The 20,809-nt window shown below is 37.8% G+C and carries 22 protein-coding genes; 8 read left to right on the top strand and 14 right to left on the bottom strand.

The window, feature by feature from the left end:
• Nucleotides 1-1,186 (top strand): transposase (locus EWM59_RS15730; protein WP_445447092.1); only part of this gene is annotated, 1,186 nt, incomplete at its 5' end.
• Between the two features lie 26 nt (nucleotides 1,187-1,212).
• On the opposite strand, the gene EWM59_RS15725 is transcribed toward EWM59_RS15730, so the two are convergent.
• The 6 genes from EWM59_RS15725 to EWM59_RS15700 all read right to left on the bottom strand — a co-directional run bounded on the left by EWM59_RS15725 (nucleotide 1,213) and on the right by EWM59_RS15700 (nucleotide 5,341).
• The gene (locus EWM59_RS15725; RefSeq protein WP_130022186.1) at nucleotides 1,213-1,731 is read right to left on the bottom strand and encodes a hypothetical protein; all 519 of its coding nucleotides are present in this window, start codon (nucleotides 1,729-1,731) and stop codon (nucleotides 1,213-1,215) included.
• 135 nt (nucleotides 1,732-1,866) lie between these two features.
• On the bottom strand, nucleotides 1,867-2,706 hold the full coding sequence (locus EWM59_RS15720; protein WP_130022185.1) for a tetratricopeptide repeat protein: 840 nt from the start codon (nucleotides 2,704-2,706) through the stop codon (nucleotides 1,867-1,869).
• A 44-nt stretch (nucleotides 2,707-2,750) separates the two neighbouring features.
• Nucleotides 2,751-3,578 (bottom strand): tetratricopeptide repeat protein, encoded by an 828-nt coding sequence (locus tag EWM59_RS15715; RefSeq protein ID WP_130022184.1) that lies wholly within the window; start codon nucleotides 3,576-3,578, stop codon nucleotides 2,751-2,753.
• A 6-nt stretch (nucleotides 3,579-3,584) separates the two neighbouring features.
• Nucleotides 3,585-3,878 (bottom strand): membrane protein insertion efficiency factor YidD, encoded by a 294-nt coding sequence (yidD, locus tag EWM59_RS15710; protein WP_229239370.1) that lies wholly within the window; start codon nucleotides 3,876-3,878, stop codon nucleotides 3,585-3,587.
• 19 nt (nucleotides 3,879-3,897) lie between these two features.
• Entirely contained in the window at nucleotides 3,898-4,632 is a 735-nt protein-coding gene (locus tag EWM59_RS15705; protein ID WP_130022182.1) for a hypothetical protein, read from the bottom strand.
• A 70-nt stretch (nucleotides 4,633-4,702) separates the two neighbouring features.
• Nucleotides 4,703-5,341: a hypothetical protein gene (locus EWM59_RS15700; protein ID WP_130022181.1), complete on the bottom strand. Its 639-nt coding sequence runs from the start codon at nucleotides 5,339-5,341 to the stop codon at nucleotides 4,703-4,705.
• A gap of 395 nt (nucleotides 5,342-5,736) precedes the next feature.
• On the opposite strand from EWM59_RS15700, the gene EWM59_RS28260 reads away from it, so the two are divergent.
• Both EWM59_RS28260 and tsf read left to right on the top strand, forming a co-directional pair.
• Entirely contained in the window at nucleotides 5,737-6,393 is a 657-nt protein-coding gene (locus EWM59_RS28260; RefSeq protein WP_207219994.1) for a DUF4190 domain-containing protein, read from the top strand.
• Nucleotides 6,394-6,744: 351 nt separating this feature from the next.
• Complete coding sequence (gene tsf, locus EWM59_RS15690; RefSeq protein WP_130022180.1) at nucleotides 6,745-7,572, top strand: translation elongation factor Ts; 828 nt, start codon at nucleotides 6,745-6,747, stop codon at nucleotides 7,570-7,572.
• A gap of 67 nt (nucleotides 7,573-7,639) precedes the next feature.
• On the opposite strand, the gene EWM59_RS15685 is transcribed toward tsf, so the two are convergent.
• Nucleotides 7,640-8,329, bottom strand: coding sequence for a porin family protein (locus EWM59_RS15685; protein WP_130022179.1), 690 nt, complete (start codon nucleotides 8,327-8,329; stop codon nucleotides 7,640-7,642).
• Nucleotides 8,330-8,475: 146 nt separating this feature from the next.
• Here EWM59_RS15685 and EWM59_RS15680 point away from each other — a divergent pair, with 146 nt between their 5' ends.
• Nucleotides 8,476-9,828, top strand: coding sequence for a methyltransferase RsmF C-terminal domain-like protein (locus EWM59_RS15680; RefSeq protein ID WP_130022178.1), 1,353 nt, complete (start codon nucleotides 8,476-8,478; stop codon nucleotides 9,826-9,828).
• Nucleotides 9,829-10,023: 195 nt separating this feature from the next.
• Here the strand turns inward: EWM59_RS15680 and EWM59_RS15675 are convergent, their stop codons facing one another.
• Complete coding sequence (locus tag EWM59_RS15675; protein WP_130022177.1) at nucleotides 10,024-10,536, bottom strand: GNAT family N-acetyltransferase; 513 nt, start codon at nucleotides 10,534-10,536, stop codon at nucleotides 10,024-10,026.
• A 208-nt stretch (nucleotides 10,537-10,744) separates the two neighbouring features.
• Between EWM59_RS15675 and EWM59_RS15670 the strand changes: the two genes are divergently transcribed.
• A complete protein-coding gene (locus tag EWM59_RS15670) occupies nucleotides 10,745-11,854 on the top strand; it encodes an acyltransferase family protein (RefSeq protein ID WP_130022176.1) in 1,110 nt (369 codons plus the stop codon).
• Nucleotides 11,855-11,949: 95 nt separating this feature from the next.
• Here EWM59_RS15670 and eat read toward each other — a convergent pair whose 3' ends face one another.
• Nucleotides 11,950-13,260 carry an ethanolamine permease gene (gene eat, locus EWM59_RS15665; protein ID WP_130022175.1) on the bottom strand — a complete coding sequence of 437 codons (1,311 nt, stop codon included), beginning with the start codon at nucleotides 13,258-13,260 and terminating at the stop codon, nucleotides 11,950-11,952.
• Nucleotides 13,261-13,381: 121 nt separating this feature from the next.
• Between eat and EWM59_RS15660 the strand changes: the two genes are divergently transcribed.
• Together EWM59_RS15660 and EWM59_RS15655 are read left to right on the top strand one after the other, a co-directional pair.
• Nucleotides 13,382-13,618: a hypothetical protein gene (locus EWM59_RS15660; protein WP_130022174.1), complete on the top strand. Its 237-nt coding sequence runs from the start codon at nucleotides 13,382-13,384 to the stop codon at nucleotides 13,616-13,618.
• Between the two features lie 113 nt (nucleotides 13,619-13,731).
• Nucleotides 13,732-14,793: an NAD-dependent epimerase/dehydratase family protein gene (locus EWM59_RS15655; RefSeq protein WP_130022173.1), complete on the top strand. Its 1,062-nt coding sequence runs from the start codon at nucleotides 13,732-13,734 to the stop codon at nucleotides 14,791-14,793.
• Between the two features lie 140 nt (nucleotides 14,794-14,933).
• On the opposite strand, the gene EWM59_RS15650 is transcribed toward EWM59_RS15655, so the two are convergent.
• The 5 genes from EWM59_RS15650 to EWM59_RS15630 are packed head-to-tail and all read right to left on the bottom strand — an operon-like array spanning nucleotide 14,934 to nucleotide 19,824.
• Nucleotides 14,934-15,719 carry a LytR/AlgR family response regulator transcription factor gene (locus tag EWM59_RS15650; RefSeq protein ID WP_130022172.1) on the bottom strand — a complete coding sequence of 262 codons (786 nt, stop codon included), beginning with the start codon at nucleotides 15,717-15,719 and terminating at the stop codon, nucleotides 14,934-14,936.
• A gap of 1 nt (nucleotide 15,720) precedes the next feature.
• The gene (locus tag EWM59_RS15645) at nucleotides 15,721-16,746 is read right to left on the bottom strand and encodes a sensor histidine kinase (protein WP_130022171.1); all 1,026 of its coding nucleotides are present in this window, start codon (nucleotides 16,744-16,746) and stop codon (nucleotides 15,721-15,723) included.
• Entirely contained in the window at nucleotides 16,746-17,420 is a 675-nt protein-coding gene (locus EWM59_RS15640; RefSeq protein WP_130022170.1) for an ABC transporter ATP-binding protein, read from the bottom strand. The genes EWM59_RS15645 and EWM59_RS15640 overlap by 1 nt, the downstream gene beginning before the upstream one ends.
• A gap of 24 nt (nucleotides 17,421-17,444) precedes the next feature.
• Complete coding sequence (locus EWM59_RS15635; protein ID WP_130022169.1) at nucleotides 17,445-18,695, bottom strand: ABC transporter permease; 1,251 nt, start codon at nucleotides 18,693-18,695, stop codon at nucleotides 17,445-17,447.
• Nucleotides 18,696-18,723: 28 nt separating this feature from the next.
• Nucleotides 18,724-19,824, bottom strand: a complete 1,101-nt coding sequence (locus EWM59_RS15630) for an efflux RND transporter periplasmic adaptor subunit (protein ID WP_130022168.1) — start codon at nucleotides 19,822-19,824, stop codon at nucleotides 18,724-18,726.
• Nucleotides 19,825-20,090: 266 nt separating this feature from the next.
• Between EWM59_RS15630 and EWM59_RS15625 the strand changes: the two genes are divergently transcribed.
• The gene (locus EWM59_RS15625) at nucleotides 20,091-20,567 is read left to right on the top strand and encodes a lipocalin family protein (RefSeq protein WP_130022167.1); all 477 of its coding nucleotides are present in this window, start codon (nucleotides 20,091-20,093) and stop codon (nucleotides 20,565-20,567) included.
• The last annotated feature ends 242 nt before the right edge of the window (nucleotides 20,568-20,809 follow it).

The following is a 20,809-nucleotide window of genomic DNA, read 5'->3' as shown; positions in this document are numbered from 1 at the left end:
ACTGGTTTTCCGCAATCAGAAAATGGGTTTATTATTAAGCGAGTTAGGGGCTTACATCTGTGGTTTTGCCCATGCCCCAGCAGGCACCAAACGCATCAGTAATCTACTTCGGAGTAAGAAATGGGAAAGTAAATTAGTTGACAATTTTTTGTTTGCAAAGGCCAAAGAACGCATCAGAGATTTACAGGCAAGAGGTCTTCGTCCACTGTTATTGTGGGATGATAGTCGGATAGAAAAACCAGAGTCTTGGTTCATGGAGGGCTTATGTAGTGTAGAAAGTAGCAAAGGGAAACGATTAACCAAAATCAAGAAAGGTTTTTACCATCCACCAGCCAGTCGGATTTGTGTACCAGGTTTTCATTGGACAGCTACGATGGTATCAGCTTTGGGAGAAATCCCCTCGGTGTGTCAAATGAGTTGGTGGACCAGTAGAGGTAAATACAAGGAATTGGCTTCGAATATCATGTTCCGAATGCTCAAAAAACTCAACAAGTCACTCATCGTAAAGGTTTTACATGTACTTGACAGAGGCTATGCTTCTGCATGGACTATTGAATGGATGATGCACTTTGAACAGGATTTTCTGGTTCGTTGGAAAAAGAATATTTTGCTCATTCATCCACAAAAAGGTACTAAACAGACGCATCAGATTGCTCGGTATTTAAAATCTTCTGCCAGAAAAGTAGTATTGGATACCCAACGTAAAATTACTAAACACATCGGTATTGCTTTCTGTGCAGTGATTCATCCTGAATTCCCTGATAAAGAACTTTACCTGATTGTAGTAAGAGACAAAAAAGGACGGCAAGCACCTATGTATCTGCTTACTTGTTGTATTGTTTTATCCAACAAAGATGCCTGGCAGATGCTCCATTCTTATATGCATCGATGGAACATAGAACAGACTTTCAGAGTAGGGAAAGCAGAATTGGGGTTAGAATCACCCAGACTTTGGTTTTGGGAAAATAGACTCAAATTAATGGCCATTGTGACACTTGTCTATGACTTCTTACTATCGATGCTCAGAAACTGGAGTAGTTTTATCCCTATCCTGCTCAAAAACTGGTGTCATAGAACAGGAAATCGGTACCGAAATGCTTCGATACCGATTTACAGATTGAGATTAGCCATCTCCAATTGTTTGAATGCATTAATTCATTTAAGTATTACCCAAAATTCGGGATGACTCATGTTACTTGATACCTATAAATCTTAGAATTTGAAAGTAACACCTAACGAAGTGTAAGGAAACCCTGCTTCGGCATATACACCAATTTTTTCTTTAAAGTAATAACGCGCCCCTGCATAACCTCCAACAAAGATTCCGGCAGCAGCACCACCATAATAATTAGAGTAGGCATCATTATAATCTACTATTCTGAAACCACCGGCTAATCCCACATAAGGGTCAAACTTATTATCGTCAATACCCAAAGCTTCATTCACAAATTTGCCGATATGAACAGCACCTCTTACGCCTAAGCCGATATAAGTAACACGATAGTCGTTTACAAGATACCCATAGTTTCTTGAAGAGAATGCTCCACCAACGCCAACACTTATCAGTTCGTGAACGCCTACATCAAAAGAGGCATTTAAGCCTACTCCGTAACCTAATCCAAGACCAACGTTTAGGTTTTTTGTTCCTTTCTGGAATGCTTGTGCTTGTGTGTTTTCTGCAAAAATGCAACATAAGATTGCCATAGCAGTAATGGTAAGTAATTTTTTCATAACGAGTGTTTTTAATTTGAAAGCCGAAAATTAGGTAATGTGGAATGTTTAAGCACTATTTTTTGACATGAATTGCTCAAAAAATATATTGAACGGTAAAAAACGGCAGTTTAAGTGTGTTGAAGAATAGTCTTTTTATTGCGAAACTTCGTCTAAAATTTGGTTATAAACTTTCGACCTGCGCTTCTTTTTCTGGTTTTCGGCGATTACTTCTGCCTTCTTATAGCCACCCATATAGTATCGCTGAAACCAGGGTACCATTGTAATAAAAATATCAAGCGGTGCAGGGCTACCGATGGCCGCCAGAATGCCCCAGGTTACTACTCCTCCTGTTAATAATAGTGAGTTAAACCCATTTTTTATATCTCCGGCATAAAACTGGCCTAAACCCGGTAGAATAATACTCAGCACTTTAGCTTTTTTTGGACTCAACCGACTTATTTTGTCATTCTTTACAAAGAGTTGCTCTATATTTTGTCTGGCTTCTACATTAGAACTATCTATCAATGCTAAAAACTCTTTTTTTGAGTCGGCATATTTTTCTGTCGAAAAGTGTAGAATAGCCGCATAAAAAGTTTTGCGCCTCTGCTGTTCGGGAGTAAGGTTGTCAGATATATTTACCAGCTCTATTTCTGCATACTCAAAATTACCTAAAATCAAAAAGCAGGATAATTTCCTGAATAATACCTCTGCTTTGGTACTATCTGTTTTTTGCTGATAAAATGCTAACTCATAATAATCTGCTGCCTCTTCGTAGCTTTGTGTGGCATACAGGCAGTCGGCAATGTTTTTATAACAGCGTTTACGGTATTCTTCTTTTTTATCGAAAAAAATCACCCTTCTGTAAGTATTGGCTGCACCGGAGAAATCTTTCTTTTCATAAAGTTCATTGGCAAAATCAAATGTTTGTTTAAGGTCTTGCGAATGAACCACGGAAGAGAAAAATACAAAGAGTATCGTTAAGTATCTAAGCATAAATTCCTGTAAAAATAGATATAGTAAAAAATAGTCCAGTAGTGTTAGAAATAACTGTTAAACAGGTTATCTATACGGTTTCTGATAGTTTGGTGGCTTTTTTTGTTATACCCTTTTGCCGAAACAACCGAGCCATGAATATTGCCCAGATAGAAGCCAAAGCCAACAGCACCAAATATCCATCCACGGGTGCTGTTTACCCCACTTTTACTGAATCCTCTGATAGATTGAAACGCCATAGTACCTACAAAAAACATAGATACAATGCCGTCTTTCCAGTCTTTAGTATAAAAACGTCCGGTGCCCGGTATAATCGTTGACATGATGCCTGCCAGGGCAGGGCTTTTCTTTTTAATTTTAACTGCCTGCGCAGCCAAAGCCTTATAATCAGCGGCCAGTTTATGGTCTTCGTTTTTCAGGACAGATAAAATCTCATTGGCTTCCTTATAATCGTCCTGTAAGATTTCTGCAGTAGCTGATAAAATAATTTTATCGGGTTGAGTTAATTGCGTATTGGTTGACCAGAATTCCCGTGCTGTTTTATAGTCGGTTTTTAATAATAAACTCCGGCTATATTCAACAGCCGAAGGTGAGGACATTAAGGAAATATCAGGATATAACTGTCTGCCTCTGAGCAATGCATCATCTAATTTTCCTGAGCGGCGATACATGGATAGCAGAGAGGTTTTAAGGCTATCATTCTGAGGGAGCATAAAAATCAAACGCTCATATTCGCGGGTAGCTAATTCATACTGACCTGACTTAGAGAGATATTCGGCAAACTTTTTAGAATTATCGTAGTTGTAAAGGTCTTGTGCTGAAGAATTTATGAATTTAAATAGTATTAAGAACAGTAATAAGTTTTTTTTCATCAGAGATTAGGGTTTATCAATCAACAACTTGGCCTGCACGTCAATTTCATACTTCATTGGGCTTAAACCATTACAACGGGTTAGTCTGTCCATTGTTCTGATTCCTCCCATTACCACACCATATTTTTTGACAGTTAAGATACCATATTCAGAGCATGAAGGCGTAAAGGTACAAACAGTTAAGTCCTGTGAAGAAAAGAAGGTTTTGTAAAACAAAAAAAGACCCGAGAACAGGTATTGTACCTCATTTTTATTGCCTTTTGCTTCTTTATAAACTTTTTTGGGAGCCTGTTGTATCACACCTCTGTGAAGACTTATCTCATTTTTGCTTTGGGCTATTGCCTGATTTAGGCAAAGCAACAACAGGAATAGGGTGGTTGTAGATAGTATCCTGGCCATTTTCATCGATAACAATATTTTTATAGGTTGTCTGCTGGATATTCTGTGTACCATCAGAATTATAAGAAATCTGGGTAACCTGCTGTGGAAAAACTACGCCTTTCACGTTTACATAATCTTTAAAAAACTGTTGGCTTAATAGTTTATCCGACACATCATAAAACGCTATGGCATCTAATTTTTTGTCAATATTAGCCATTTTTATTTTACCAAGAATCTTCAATAAACGTTTTTCTACTACTTTCCATGTAGTTATTACTCTTCCGTCAGCATCTTTTTCTACTTTTTCTATCTTATATACGCCATTTATTTTCCCTGAATTGATACCGTAATCAGCTAATTTACCTGATAACGACAAATGAAATATCGAAAACTCGTTCATGATGGTAACAGTCTGTGAAGCTAACAGCGAGTCTTTTTTATTTAATCTGTAGAGTGTAGTATCTTTGATAATAATCGTTTCTTCCTGTGGGAAGTGTAGTTTATAAATCAGACCCATTGAGGGTTTATCGTAATAGACTTTTCCGACTGTAAGACGATATGCTCCTGTGGCTAATTTATCTTTGATAGATACATCAGCTTTCAGACGAAAAAACTCCTGTCCGAAACTATTTTGAAAACTAAAGAGAAAGACTAAAAAAGCTAATTTTTTCATTATTCAGTAAGCACTTAAACGAAGAAAGCCCAACAAGGGGTTGGGCTTTCCAGTGTTAATTTTTTATCAATTAAAAGAAGAAGCTTCCGCCACCGATTAATACAACGAAAATCCACCACAATAACCATACACCAACCCAAACTAAACAGCCATATAATGCTTTTTTAGTTTGATCTTTGTCTTGGTCAGTTACGATATAAACAACTAATACACCAACTAAGCCCAATACACAACCCCACCAGAATGCAGGAATGTTTAATGGAAGATCGCCTGCGGCAACTGTAGAAGTTACATTAGTATCTAATTTTAAATCTTTAGCTAACTCTGTTTCTTGTACATCGGCCAATGTAGTACCTTCGTTGGTATTTACATATTCTTCCAGTTTGTTTAATTTTTCAAATTCAGCATTGATGCTTTTCTCATCATATTTCAATGCTTCAACTTGAGGAGTAGTAACATCGTTAGATGCTGTGAATGTTTCTGTAGGGTTTGCAATAGCGGCAGTAGAAACCTCTTCAGAAACAGCTACTGGTGTAGCTTCAACCGCAACCGGAGTAGCTTCTGCTACTGATAACTTTGCTTTTGGAGCCTGCGTAGAAGCATAAGTCTCAACTTTTCCTTGTTGAACATAAGCGTATTGTTTCTTTTGGCAAGCTACAAAGAAGAAAGAAATGGCTGTTGCGAAGATAATAGATAATTTTCCTTTCATTTACTTAAATGGTTTTAAAAATGGTCAAAAGAATAGTTTTTTATTATTGCCGCAATATACTATGGTATTTTAAAAAAACGCTTTTTTTTAAAAATATTTTTTATTAAAATTTACTGAATGGATTTTTATAAGCGTCGGCACAAAGTAGGTTTTTGTAGCTAAATAAAGCTATTTACAGCTAATGAAAGAATGTTATACTGCCTATGAATACATTATTTATCTGTTATAATAAAAATTAACTTTCCCTTATTCTGATAAAGGAAAAACCAAAAATTAGGTAATATCCGGATTGATTCATACAAATTATTAAAATTGTAAAATAATCTAACAATTTAGGATGATTCCTGTTCTTAATAAAATCCAGTCAATATAATCATTACAAACCTATTACTCACATGAAGCAAACTCTCCTTTTCCTTTTTAGCTTTTGTTTACTTTCGTTGATGTCATGCCAGAAGAAACAATATGCTTCTTTTCAAAATAGTGCTCAACCCCAATATTCGCACAATTCTGTAAAAACTGAAGAAAAAATAGCTGACGTAGAAGCAACTGAAGAAATAGTATTACCTGTTGCCCCTGTTGAAAACGTTTCTGCTACTACCGAAAATATTACAAGTGTAGAGGCAGAAGTAGCACCCATAGCCGAAAAACCTGTATTCGCCGAGACAAAGCCGCTAAATATAGATTTAACAGGCAAGAAAAAAATGACGCTTGTTGAGAAAGTAAAAACAATCCGACAACTTAATAAGCTATCGAAATATGTTTCTAAAAAATCGGCTACTTCTTCCGGTTCTACCAATCCAAAATCAAATGTTGACGATACTCTGGCAATAGTCTCTTTGGTTCTGGGATTAGTAGGTATAGTAGCCTTACTCGTTGGAGGCTGGGTAGGGATTGTGCTTGGTCTGGCGGCTATGATTACAGGTATTATCAGTTTAAGAAGTACTTCTAAAAGAATATTAGCCGTAATAGGTATTGTTTTAGGCGCTGCCCTTCTGTTGTTAGGTATAATAGTAGTGGTTTTTGTAGTAGCTCTTTTCTCGAATTTATGATAGATTTTACGAAGATTTAACCTCATTTTCAATCTTCCCAACTGTGGAGAAATCAGTAAAATACTATTCTCCACAGTTGAAGAGAAGAATAGAGAAAGTGAGGTTTTATCATACCAGATATATTATTTTACACCTACCATCTTAAATACACTTACATTATTAGCTGTTTAGTTAATAATATCCCCATATTATCTATTTATAAATTCTTTTTCTAAAAAGATTACACTTTGGTTTTACCAAAAAAACTTGTAATTTTGCACCCCGAATAGAAGCCTTTAAGGCTTTTTCGTGAAAAATCAATGTTTTTCATTGATTAAATCTTTTTAGAAACTCTTTATATTTTATAAAAACATGAATATTACAGCAGCAGATGTAAATAAACTCCGTCAGATGACAGGAGCTGGTATGATGGACTGCAAAAAAGCTTTAACTGAAGCAGAAGGCGATTTCGAAAAAGCCGTAGAGATTCTTCGTAAAGCAGGTCAGAAAGTAGCAGCTAAACGTGCTGACAACGAGACCAAAGAAGGTATTGTATTAACAAACGTAAGCGAAGACGGTAAAACCGCTACTATTTTAGCGCTTGCCTGTGAAACTGAACCAGTTTCTAAAGTAGAGGCTTTCCGTACATTGGCCGATGATATTCTGGCGGCTGGTGTAGCTAACAACATAAAAGATAAAGAAACTTTATTGGCTTTCACATTAGCAGATGGCCGTACAGTAGAAGAAAGCATTACTGAATTGGTTGGTAAAATCGGTGAGAAATTAGTGATTACTGAGTATGCGCAGGTAGAAGCAGATCAGGTTGTTTCTTACAACCACTCAACAGGTAAATTAGGCGTATTAGTAGCATTTGGCAATACACAAGGTGATGTAACGGAAGTAGGTAAAGATATTGCCATGCAGATTGCTGCTATGAAACCAGTAGGTTTAGATAAAGACGATGTTGATCCGGCGATTGTGCAGAAAGAAATCGAAATCGGAATGGATATTGCTCGTCAGGAAGGAAAACCAGAGGCAATGTTAGAGAAAATTGCGATGGGTAAATTAGGTAAATTCTACAAAGAAAATACTTTGTTGAACCAGGAGTTCGTAAAAGACAACTCTATCAATATTGCTCAATTACTTGAGAATACACAAAAAGGTTTGAAAGTTACAGCATTCAAACGTGTACAAATCTAATTTGTTACATGATTTTGATTCGTTGTTTAAGTAAAATTAGCCCCTCTCGCAAGAGGGGCTTTCTTTTTTATCCACGATAGCCAATCGGAAATGAGAAACCTGCCGAAACGCCTACTGTACGGTTGCGAACAGGTAATTCTAACAAAGGAATATCTAATACTCTTGAAAAGCCATGCTGATAACGACCTTCAAGAAAAATATTCCCATTACCGACCGGAAACTCAACACCTAAAGCTCCTACGCCACTGAGCTCGAATTGATGAAAAAAGCCTGTACCAATAGATGGGCGTAGCGGAAAAAGCCCAAGTACACGAATAATTGCTTTGGCATCGGTCATATAACCCACAGAAGGCCCGAGAAGCAGATAAGCATGAGGAAGTGAAGGGTCGCCTAATTTGAGTTTGGCTAATACAGGTAGTTCGATATAGTTGGTTTTAAAAGCCAAAGTACCACCTATCGGAATATCAACCCCTAAAAACTCTGTTCCACTCATGTTCAAAGATTCTTTTACTAAGAATCCTTTCTGGGTATAAGCCAATTCGGGTCTGATAGAGAACTGTTCTGTAATCGGAAATTCAGCGAAGATGGCGGCACCAGCCGAGGGCATGAGTCTGAAAGTAGGCGTAATGTTTTCAATCAAATCAAATTTAGTCATGGTCGACCAGTTAGCTCCGCCTCTTGCGCCAATCTGAATACTTTGGCCGAATGATAGATGAGCGAATAGCAGCAATGCAAGTGTTTTGAAAATGGTTCTCATTTTAATTCAGGTTTTATAAATTTGTAAAAAAAACGAGTATTGGTCTTACAATAGGCTGATGCGCTTAGTATTTAGAAATAATGATTATGTAAGCAAGATGTCGTTTAGACTGGCAGCGTTGCAGAATTGTTGTTAATGAAAAGTTAATGAAATTACCGGAAGCATTTTCGCTGCAAATGCAGCACATTTTAGGCGAGGAATACCAGGCTTTTGTAGAAAGTTTGTCAGCACCTACGCCTGTTACCGTCAGGTTGAATCAAAGAAAAAAGACAACAGACCCTGTCATCACGCAGGGGAATGTTGCCTGGCATGCGGATGCCCATTATTTAGCCGAACGCCCTGTTTTTACCCTTGACCCCGCATTTCATGCAGGCGCCTATTATGTACAAGAGGCGTCTTCTATGTTTGTAGCCGAGGCTATCAGGCAGACAACAGACTTGAATAAATCGCTCAAAGTGATGGATTTATGTGCTGCCCCCGGTGGAAAAAGCACACTTTTAGCTTCACTCATCAACGATAAAAGTCTTTTGGTAGCTAACGAGGTGATTAAAAGCAGGGTAGGCGTGTTGAAAGAAAATTTAGAGAAATGGGGTTTCCCGAACTATATAGTCAGCAATCATGACCCTGAAGAAATGATAGATTTAGAAGGGTTCTTTGATGTAGTGCTGACTGACGCCCCTTGTTCGGGAGAGGGTTTATTCAGAAAAGACCCCAACGCCATGAATGAGTGGTCAGAAAATAACGTGCAACTATGCTGTGCCCGTCAGAAAAGGATTTTGCAGGCAGCAGCAATGCTCGTAGCACCCGGGGGTATTCTGTGCTATTCTACCTGTACTTATAATGAAAAAGAAAACGAACTGAATGCCCAATGGCTGACACAGGTTGCCGACTTTGAGCATATAAAACTAAAAATACCTGCCGAGTGGGGAATTGTAGAAAGGAAGTTTGGCTATCAGTTTTTTCCGCATAAAGTACGGGGTGAAGGGTTTTACCTATCAGTTTTCAGAAAAACGAGAGGAGAGCAACAGGAAGCAAGAGGGAAGATTAAGCTCAACCGATTACCACAGAAAAAAGTAGAGGTATTGAAAGAATGGTTGCAAACACCGGATGTATTTGAATACTTTGAAAAACCTGACGGCCAGATAGTAGCTATTCCAACTCATTTAAGCAATGAGTACGCAGTTCTTTTCAGAGCCTTACATAAACGCTCATCAGGCTTGGAAATCGGACAATTTAAGGGCAACGATTTTATTCCGAGTCATGATTTAGCTTTAAGTACTGCTATTGCCAAAGATTTACCAGCAGTAGAATTATCGAAAGAAGATGCTTTGAAATTTTTGAAAAGAGAAAATCTGGGCGTTGATTTATCTGAACAACCCAAAGGCTGGCTATTAGCTCGTTATCAAGGCTTAAATTTAGGATTTATGAAAGTAATAGGCAATAGAATCAATAACTATCTGCCTAAAGAATGGCGGATTCGGATGGAAATACTGGAGTAGGTTTGTTCAGAATTATTAAACCTCAAAATAAAAAATTTAATAAAATCCATTCTCGTAGAGACGCCAGCATGGCGTCTCCGTTGGCTTGTATGCACAAGAAAAATGTCTATTATTTTATTTGTAAAACTACATTTATTGGGTTGGATAGGCCAATGAAGACGCCAACATGGCGTCTCTACAAAAATGGTTTTAAATCTATCGTATGTATTTCTTCATCAAATAATCCGTCTGCACATCATCGCCTAATAGAAAGGTATGTTCGCCAAAACGTACATATCCCATCTTTTCATAGAATTTTATAGCATTGGGGTTATGTTCCCAAACACCCAGCCATATTACGACAAAGCCTTGTTTTTTCGCCCAATCAGTACAGAAATCAATCAGTTTTCTGCCTAATTGCTGTCCATGAAATTCCTTTCTCACATAAATCCGCTCTATTTCTACTACTTTTTCTTCTACTAATCCTTTAGTTGAATGATTCTTCACCAATTTGACAAAGGATATTAAATTATCTTCATTTTCACAAACTATATACTGGTTTGCTGAGTCCTGTAACTCTGTGTCGATTTGTTGTAAAGAGAAATTTTTAGCCACGTGTTTCTCCATATTTTCAGAAGTATTATAGATAGTATAAGTATCCCGAAAAGTGATTTCTGCGAGTTCACGCAAGCGAGGTGCATCGGCTGAGTTAGCAAGTCTTATCAGCATATTTGAATAATGGTTTTACAAATAAATGACATATTCTGCTTTGGTGCAATACCAAAAACAGCTAAAAATAGATTTAAAACGTTTGCAATCACTTTATAGAAATAATCAATGATTAATCTATCAATTTAGTAGTCAGAAATATGGTTTTTAATGTATTATAAAACGTTAAAATGTTTACATTTAAGTTTTAAACCTAAGCCCTAAAAAAATGAGTGAAAGTTCTTCTTCACAAAGACTTTATTCGCTTGATGCACTCCGAGGTTTTGATATGTTCTGGATAATGGGTGCAGAAGATTTTTTCCATGAATTAATGGAGGCCACCCATCACCCTGTAGCTTCCTGGATAGCTATGCAACTTTCCCACGTTGACTGGAATGGCTTTCGCTTTTATGACCTTATTTTTCCGTTATTCCTGTTTATGTCAGGTGTATCAACGCCTTATTCGGTAGGGCGTGATATGGAAAAAGGAACAGACAGGTCTAAATTATTGATGCGGATTATGAAACGGGGGCTTATTCTGGTAGTGTTAGGGATTATTTATAATAATGGTTTACACATCAAGCCACTTTCGGAGGTACGTTTTCCGAGTGTATTAGGCCGTATAGGTATAGCGTATATGTTTGCCAGTATCATTTATTTATATGCCAGCCAGCGGTTTCAATACATTTGGTTTGCAGGTGTGCTAATAGGTTATTGGTTATTGTTAAAATTCACTTCTGCCCCTGGTTTTCCGGTGGGCGATTTAACAATGGAAGGCAACTTTGCTTCATGGCTTGACAGAACTATTCTTCCCGGACGATTGCACCGGGAAATTCATGACCCAGAGGGTCTGGTATCAGCTATTCCGGCCATCGGTACAGGTCTATTAGGCATTTTTGCCGGAAATTTCCTGAAAAACAATCCAATGGATAAAGCCAGAAAAGCCCCTTCGTTAGCATTGGCAGGCGTTGTCTGTTTAATTGTTGGTGGTTTCTGGGATTTGTTCTTTCCTATTAACAAAAACCTCTGGACAAGCTCGTTTGTATTGTATGTAGGGGGATGTAGCCTATTACTTTTAGCTATTTTCTATTATATCATTGATGTGTTAGGCTTCCGTCGGTGGGCGTTTTTCTTTACAGTAATTGGTATGAACTCGATTCTGATTTATATGTCAGTCAAATTCATTAACTGGTATTATACTTCTAAAGGATTATTTCAATGGTTGGGCGATATTGTTGGTGAGGATTATTATGGGGTAGTAATTGCCGCAGGGGTAATAGCCGTCAAATGGGTATTTCTTAAGTTTATGTATGACAGGAAGATATTTTTGAGGGTGTAGCATATACTACTTATTACAAAAGCGACCAATGTGTTTGAACATTGGTCGCTTTTATATTTACAGGAGATAATCGATTGAAAAATCGAGATACAAATTTACACCCTCTTCAACAACATCGCCAATAAAAAACTTCCGATCAATATAGCAAAGAAAATAAGAGCCAGCATGGGGTTATAAATGGTCATGGCCAATAACGCAACAGATGCAATGACTAAAGCTACTATCGGAGAAAGCGGATAAAGCGGCACATGAAAAGGTCGGTGCAATTCAGGCTCTTTTTTGCGAAGTACCAACAGAGAAACAACCGAGAAAATATACATGGTTAAGGCACCAAAAGCCGAAAGTATAATAATATCGGCAGTTGAGTTGGTAAGCAAGGCTGCTATCCCTAAAACCATGTTTATCAGCAAAGCATTGGCCGGGGTTTTAAATTTAGCATGAACTTTCCCTAAGAAAAGCGGGGCATTACCTACACGTCCAAACTCAAAGGTTGAGCGTCCGGCGGCTAAAACCAACCCATGAAAAGAGGCAATTAAACCGCAGGTACCAATACCTACAATCACCTGATAAATAACACTACTATCACTGATAACTTTACTCATGGCCATCGGTAGTGGTGAGTCAGAAGTGCTTCCATCGGCTTTAAAAACAATGGTTTCCCAACCATTTACGCCTACTGCCCCAAGAAAAGTAAACAAGCATAGAATGACTAAGGTAGTCATGGCAGAGCCAAAGCCCCAGGTAATGTCTTTTTGCGGATGCACAGATTCTTCGGCTACGTTAGCCAGTCCCTCAATTCCTAAAAAAAACCAGATAGCAAAAGGTAAAGCGGCGAAACTTCCTGCCCAGCCATTAGGTAGTAGATTAATGCTCAGGTTTTTTACCTCAAAGTCAGGAAAAACTACTATCCAGAATATAATCAAGCCTAATACTGCGAGTACTGTAATCACCAATTCGAAGGTTGATGCTAACTTAGTACCCAATACGTTTAATGCCGTGAAAAGAAGATAAGCAGTAATAGCAATAGCAGTAACCGAGAATTGGGGAAAAATAACATTGAAATAAGACCCTATGCCTACAGCAATGGCGGGTGGTGCAAAAAGGAATTCGATATTCTGAGACATACCTGCCAGAAACCCCCATTTCTTACCTAAAGCTCTGTTGGCATAATCAAAAGCACCACCGGCTTTCGGAATAGCGCAAGCTAACTCGGCATAGCTCAACGAAAAGGTAATGTATAAAATAACTACCACAATGGTAGCAATAGCCATACCTAATGTACCGCCTTTTTCGAGCCCTAAATTCCAGCCAAAATACATGCCTGAAATAACGTAACCCACCCCCAAACCCCATAGTAAAGTAGGGGTGAGGCTTTTCTGTAGTTTTTCTTCTTGTGATTGTGCCATGTGTAAATTTATTAAATACTTTGAAGAAAGAAAATTTAGGCATTTAAAAAATACAATTTATTTTGGCAGTTTGGATTAGTGAACTTAAATTTGTGCAAATTTAAAGAACATCATTTTTAACATGAGAAAGTTAAGCGTGTTAGCATTTGCAGTAGTAGCGGTTTCGTTAGCTTCGTGCAAGTATCAAAAAAACAATGTAATCGAACAGAACGATGTCCGTAAAGGAGATGAGTGGGTATATGGTGTAAGCCCTGATTCTGCCGCCAGACAATTAAAAAATAAATACACGGCCAGACCAGAACTTGAAGTAGAAGCGAACAAGATTCGCGAGAAGTTGTATGGAAAAACCGGAGCTTAATTATATAGCTCATCAGATAGGCAAATTACAGTCTTCATGGCATTTAGCTATTGTGAGCTTGTAATATGCCTATTTTTATTTTTCACACTTTCATAAATAAAACAAAGCCAAAAATGAAAATAGCATTAGTAACCGGTTCGGCGGGTTTGATTGGGAGCGAGTCGGTAGCCTTTTTTGCAGAAAAGTTTGACCTGGTTATAGGTATTGATAATAATCTTCGTTCATATTTCTTCGGTTCAGAAGCTTCAACAGACTGGAATCGCAATCGTCTGGAAGAAAAATTCAGCAATTATAAGCACTACAACGCAGATATCCGTTCGGAAGAACAAATCGGTAAGATATTTAAAGAATATGGCAACGATATTAAGCTGATTGTGCATACTGCTGCTCAACCAAGCCATGACTGGGCTGCCCGTGAACCATTTACAGATTTTACAGTAAATGCCAATGGAACCTTAGTGATGCTTGAAATGACTCGCCAACATTGCCCTGAAGCCGTATTTATCTTTACTTCTACCAACAAAGTGTATGGCGATACGCCTAACTACCTGCCATTGGTAGAACTGGAAACCCGTTGGGAAATAGACCAGACGCACCCTTATTACAAAAATGGTATTGATGAGTTAATGTCTATTGACCACTCGAAACACTCTATTTTTGGCGCATCAAAAGTTGCGGCTGATGTAATGGTGCAGGAGTATGGTCGTTATTTCGGAATGAAAACGGCTGTTTTCCGTGGGGGGTGTTTAACAGGTCCTAATCACTCAGGGGCACAGTTACATGGTTTTCTGGCCTACTTAATGAAATGTGCCATTACCGGAAACCATTATACTATTTTCGGATACAAAGGCAAGCAGGTTCGTGACAATATCCATAGCTGGGACTTAGTGAATATGTTCTGGCATTATTACAATGCGCCTCGTCCGGGTGAAGTATATAATGCTGGCGGTGGACGTTTTGCTAACTGTTCAATGCAGGAAGGTATTGCACTATGTGAAGAAATCACCGGAAATAAAATGAAATACAGCTATGCAGAAGATAACCGTAGCGGCGACCATATCTGGTATATTTCTGACCTTACCAAGTTTAAAACCCATTACCCGGAATGGAACTGGAAGTATGATTTAAAGGAAACTCTAACACAGATGTATGATAATATCAGCAAGCGTGTGTAGATAGTCAGAGATAACTCACATTAATCTGTTAATCGGTATCGGAATACTTCGATACCGATTTGTTTTTTATAGCCATACTTGCCAATTGTAGAAGAACAAACCGGAATACAGTTTTAAAAAGGTTTAATATGTGTGCCTTATCAACCTAATTCAAACCAGCCCCGAAACTGATGTGCCTTTTCTTTGCTGATGATAATTTCTTCTTTGGTACCTCCAAGCAGTTTTAATTCTATTTTGCCTGTAAAGTGTGTGCGGTAGCTTTCAATGGCAGTTTTATTGACAATAAACTGACGGTTAGCCCTGAAAAACTGCTCGGGATTGAGCAGGTCTTCTATTTCATCTAACGAATTGTAGTCTGTTATCAGTTTCTGGGTATCTCCAACCGAAAAGGTTTGCAGCCAGATTACCTCATCTCTGTAAAAACATGCTACTTTAGTATCGGGCACGGCTACAATGCTTCTGTGATGATGAGCTGTAAAACGGGTTTTATATTTTGGGGTTGCTGTACGATTTTTTAAATCTGAAAGCAGGTTCTCTAATTGTTCCTGATAAGTATCAGATTTAGCCACATGGCTATTGCGTCTGAATTTCTCAAACGCACATGTCAGTTCTGATTTATCAATAGGTTTGAGTAAATAATCAATACTATTCAGTTTAAAAGCCCGGATAGCATATTCATCGTAGGCAGTAGTAAAAATAATAGGACAATTGATGTCAGCCTCCTGAAATATATCAAAGCTGACTCCATCAGATAATTGAATATCAGACAATACCAAGTCGGGTGTCGAGTGAACTCTGAACCAGGTTAAGGTTTCTTTTACACTACCAATAGTAGCCACTATATTGGCATTTGGCTCAAGTTCGTGTACCAGATTTTCAAGGTTTTTAGCTACCAGTGGTTCGTCTTCTATAATGAGTATTTGCATATTAAATCAAAGGGATTTTCACTAAAAAAACATCTTCTTTGGCAGATACTTCTATAGCTCTGTCGCTCAAAAAACTATACAAAGTTCTTAAATTAATTAATCCTTGCCCGTTAGAGGTTTCTACCTGCTTTTTTTTCTGCATATTATTCTCAATCATCAGGGTATCTCCCTTGCTTTCAATATAGATGGTCAATGGATTGTTTTCGTTGATGATATTATGTTTGATAGCGTTTTCAATCAATATCTGCAAGGTAACAGGCGTAACCTGCAAATCTAAAGTATCATCGGCAATAGCGAAGTTTACCTGCAAAGATTCTCCAAAACGGGTTTTCAGTAAACTTACATAGTTTTTAATAAACGCCAATTCAGTTTCAAGACTTACTAATCCTTTCTCTTTGTTTTTCAGAACATACCTGAAAACTTTAGATAATTGTTGTAAAAAATCTCTCGCCAAAGTCGGGTTCTCCTGAATCAATGAATCTAAAGAGGTAAGACTATTGAATAAAAAATGAGGATTTAACTGATTTTTCAGATTATCAAATTGTACCTGCGACTTCTCTTTTTCAAGATTAGAGGCTCTCAAAGCACTTTCACGCCATTTCTGCAACGAATAATAGGTAAAATGACCAACATTGAGCAATATAACTACTAATAACTGTGTGAAATACCCTGTAATTTTAGCTAATTTTGTAAGTTCCGTACGAACGAGGTAGTCAAATTTCTCAATTTTAAATAGATGAGTTGCCATATATAAGATAAATACTGTAAGTACATTCAGGAAAATAAACGTAATCAGTATCTGCAAAATAAGGCGCTTGGCAATACCTGAATCATAGGGTAGTACATGGTCGAAATAGGCATAAAGCCTACGGAAAAAGATAATGGTACAAGTTAAAACACAAGATGAAATACCAGCAAGTATCAGGTTGGTTTTATGGTCAACTTCAAAGACATACCATCTGAAGAGAGTTGATATACATACAACTGCCAATACGATTACAGCAACTATTTTGTTTTTTCTTTCCATCAACTTTTAATAATCTGTCCGTCTGACATTTCAATGATTCTATCGCACCCTTTGGCAAAATCAGGGTCATGTGTTACAGTAATAATGGTCTGATGATTTTCGTGGGCAATCTGTTTAAATATATTAAAGACTATTTCTGAATTTTTCTTATCCAGATTTCCCGTTGGTTCATCACCCATAATAATTGTGGGGTCGTTAATCAAAGCACGGGCTATGGCAACCCTCTGCTGTTGGCCACCCGAGAGTTTTGACGATTGCTTTAAAGCATGTCCATCCATATCAACTAATTTCAGTTTCTGATAAGCTCTTTCTTCTACTTCCTTAGCAGAATATTTTCCCAACTTTAAGGCAGGAAGCATCACGTTTTGCAGAACAGTAAACTCAGGTAATAAAAAGTGAAACTGGAAAACAAAACCCAGATGTTCGTTCCGGAAAGCAGCCAACTGGTCTTGTGTTTTACCTGTGAGTTTCTCACCGTTCATTTCTAATATGCCCTCGTAATCTGTATCCATGGTAGAAAGAATATAGAGTAAGGTAGATTTACCACACCCTGATTTTCCTACTAATGACAGAAATTCACCTTTCCTGACCTCAAAAGATATATTTTTCAGCACCTGAAATTTTTCAGGTTCGTAGAAATACTTGTTTATATGACTTGCTGATAAGACTTTCATTTGTTGGCTTTATATAAAATTTAACTATCCTCTCAAAATAGCCACAGGGTCTATTTTTGAAGCTTTTCGGGCGGGCATATAGCCTGCTAAAATGGTGGTGATTACGCCAAATGCCAGACCCATGATATAATACTTAATATTGAAAATAACAGGGAAGGTTTTTACCGCCAGAAAATCACCTGCATCAAACGGTGTAATAGATAGCAGATAACTTAAAGAAAAACCTATAAGAAGCCCCAGGCAAGCACCTAATACCCCAATAATAATTGACTGAATCAGAAAAACCGCTACAATATCTTTCCCTGCAAAGCCTGTGGCTTTCAGAATAGCAATGTCTTTCATTTTATTAATCACATTCATATTCATGATATTGTAGATACCAAAACCGGCTACTACCAACAGTGTAATAGATACGATAATTACCATTGCGTTCCGTATTTTATCACCTGTCATAAATGCCGAGTTAGCTTCTGCCCAGTCTTGTGTCTGGTATCTATACTGATTCTTTAGCACTTTAGCATAGTCAATAGCCGCCTGTGAATCTTTCATTTTGATATGAATATCGGTTACATAACTTTTATCTTTCTGCAGAATCTCTTGCACCATCGACATATTTGCATAGCATCTTACCCCATCAACCGTCTGGATACCAAACCCGTAAATACCCACTACTTTTACCAGTTTCAGATTTCCGGTCGGAGTAGTTATCGTGAGTTTATCGCCTACTTTTACATTCAGGTTTCTGGCTAAGATAGTCCCCATCAGAATACCATTCGGGTTAGATAAGAGGGCTTCCATACTACCCGATTTAACCCGCCGCTTGATACTATAGAGTTTGTCTTCTTTCAGAATATCCACCCCTGCAATCTGTCCTGCCACCGGAATAGGCCCTTTATTGAAAAATACCTGTGAGCCAATTTGTGGAGAAACCCCCAGCACAGCAGGGTCTTTCTCAATATTAGCTACAATCTGAAGCCCGTTCTTGATATTAGCCAGTTCGTTTTTAGGTAACTGGTGGTGTATGACATTGAACGCCTTTGGATTTGCTTCTTCTATCAGGCTTGGGTGATTGCTCGTAATTTCTTTATAGATTCTTACGTGTGGTGTTGCATCAAGCGCCGAGTCTTCTAAAAATTTATTGACACCCTTGATAAAAGAAATCATGACAATAAACATGGCTATCCCAAAGGTAACCCCCAACATGGCAATCAATGTCTGTTTCTTTTTGGTAAGCAAATGTGTTTTTGCTATCTGAAGCGATATTTGTATGTTCATTTTATTGCTGTTAAATATCGGCTGATGCTTAGTTTTCTCTCACAAGTACTGATTTTTCAGTCAACCCGCCTTTTACTTCAACCAGGTCAAGGTTCTCTACACCTTTAGCAATTCTGACTTTCTTTTTGTCTCCATTTTCTTCAACCCAGACCGAATCGTTGCCTACCAGATAATTTTTAGGAATAGTCAACACCCGTTCATTCTGAGAAATAATAATATTAGCTTCTACGGTCATACCATAATAGGCATTAGGCTTTTCATCGGCAAATTCGGCATCTACCCTGAAAGTCTGGTCGGCTTTGTTTAGCTTAGGATAGAGTTTGCTTACTTTAGCTTTAAATATTTTGTCTTTATAAACATCTATTTTTACAAGTACTTCCTGCCCGATTTTTACTTTTACAAAATCGCTTTCATCAATGGCTAATTGGGCGTAAATCTCATTGGCATCACCTATCAGGGCTATCTGCTCGCCTCTTCTTACCAGTTCGCCTTGCTTTTTATAAATTTCATAAATCTTTCCGGCTTCAAAAGTTTTAATTCTGAAATTATCTCCTTCACGGGCATTGACACGAAAATTGGATTGAGAATTCTGCAAATCAACATATAACTGGCTCTTGGTTCTTTGTAATGCTTTTTGTCGGGCTGTTACATCATTTTTTGAGGTCTGAAAAGCCAATTCTGCACGTTCGTATTCTACTTTAGTAGTAGCGCTACGGTCATAGAGTTCTTTCTGGCGACTGAAATTGACAGAGTCATTGGCCAGCTTGGTGCGGGCATTACGCAATTGCGTATTAAGTTCGGCCAGTACCGGAGAGTTTTCGCCATAGTTAGCTTCTGCCTGACGCAGAATATTCCCTGATGCTTCCAGACGGGCATCTTGCGATACACTTTCTAACTGAAAGATTAATTGATTTTTGGTAACCAAGTCTCCTTCAAAGGCAGTCTGACGTACCAGAAAACCATCCGCATTGGCCGTAAGTTTATATTCATTTTCAGGATATATATTTCCTGAAGCATAGACTGCTTCGGTCAAAGACTGGTATTTAGGAGAGGTAGCCGTATCGTTACCTCTGTTGCAGGAAATCAGAAATGTGGTAGTACTGAAAAGAAAAATGAGGGTCTTCTTCATATTTTGATGTCAATGAGACGATTTAGTGTCTTATACAAAGGTGAGAACGGTCTTTCTTTATCGTTCCACCCTACAAATAGAGACCTAATTTAGAAAACCATCAAGAAATTATGAATGAAGCGGAAGAAAATAATAGCGAGACAAACTCCGGGCCTGACGACTGTCGGATACTGATGAACCAGTTTCAGAAAAAACATTCTTGTAGTAAAGAAGCATAGTCGTATATTAGCAACAGTTTAATCATTTTTTATCCAAAGATAATTTCCATGAAAGTTTCTTCTGTAATCCGTAAATTTACTGTATTGCTTGCGTTGTCGTCATTCGTAGTAATTGTAATGAACTGCTCAAAAAAAGATGAAGACCCTGCTCCTGATACAACCTTAAGTACACAAATAAAAGCTACCTGGAAAGTTAAAAATGTATATGAGAAACAAGGTAGCGCTGCCGAAACCGACCAATTGCCTCTTTACTTAATGTTATATCCTTGTATAAAAGATGCAAGTTTCACCTTTCAGGACAATGGTAACTTAGCCGGAACTTTTACTAACGACTGTAAAGTGGCTATTGCCCTTATACTTGGCGGCAGTGAGAATTTGAAATATGAAGTAAAAGACAATAAACTGATTATCACCACAGCTGCCAGTACTTCAACTACGTTTGATTTGTCTTTTAGTGGATCTGATATGATTTTAGGTGCTACAACTTCCGGAGTTACAAGAAGAATTGTATTTGCTAAACAATAAAAAGTTTTAACAAGAAAGCAGGATTCTCAGGCTTTCTTGTTTTTATGAGCACATAAGTACGCAACATTATACCAAACAATGGCTTTCTCATCATTCCCTATGAGTAAATATATGCGATAGCGCAAACCAAAAGATAAGTATTTAATAGTGAATATTGAGCAAATCATTAGTAAATGATGAAAGATATAAGAGTAAGACTTTGTACAGATTGACCAACCGCTTGATAAATAATTATAGGTCTT

Origin of the sequence: Emticicia agri (assembly GCF_004168285.1) — a bacterium.
GTDB classification, from domain to species: domain Bacteria; phylum Bacteroidota; class Bacteroidia; order Cytophagales; family Spirosomataceae; genus Emticicia; species Emticicia agri.
The sequence above is the reverse complement of the archived record's forward strand: the minus strand, read 5'-3'. Positions and strand labels throughout refer to the sequence as shown.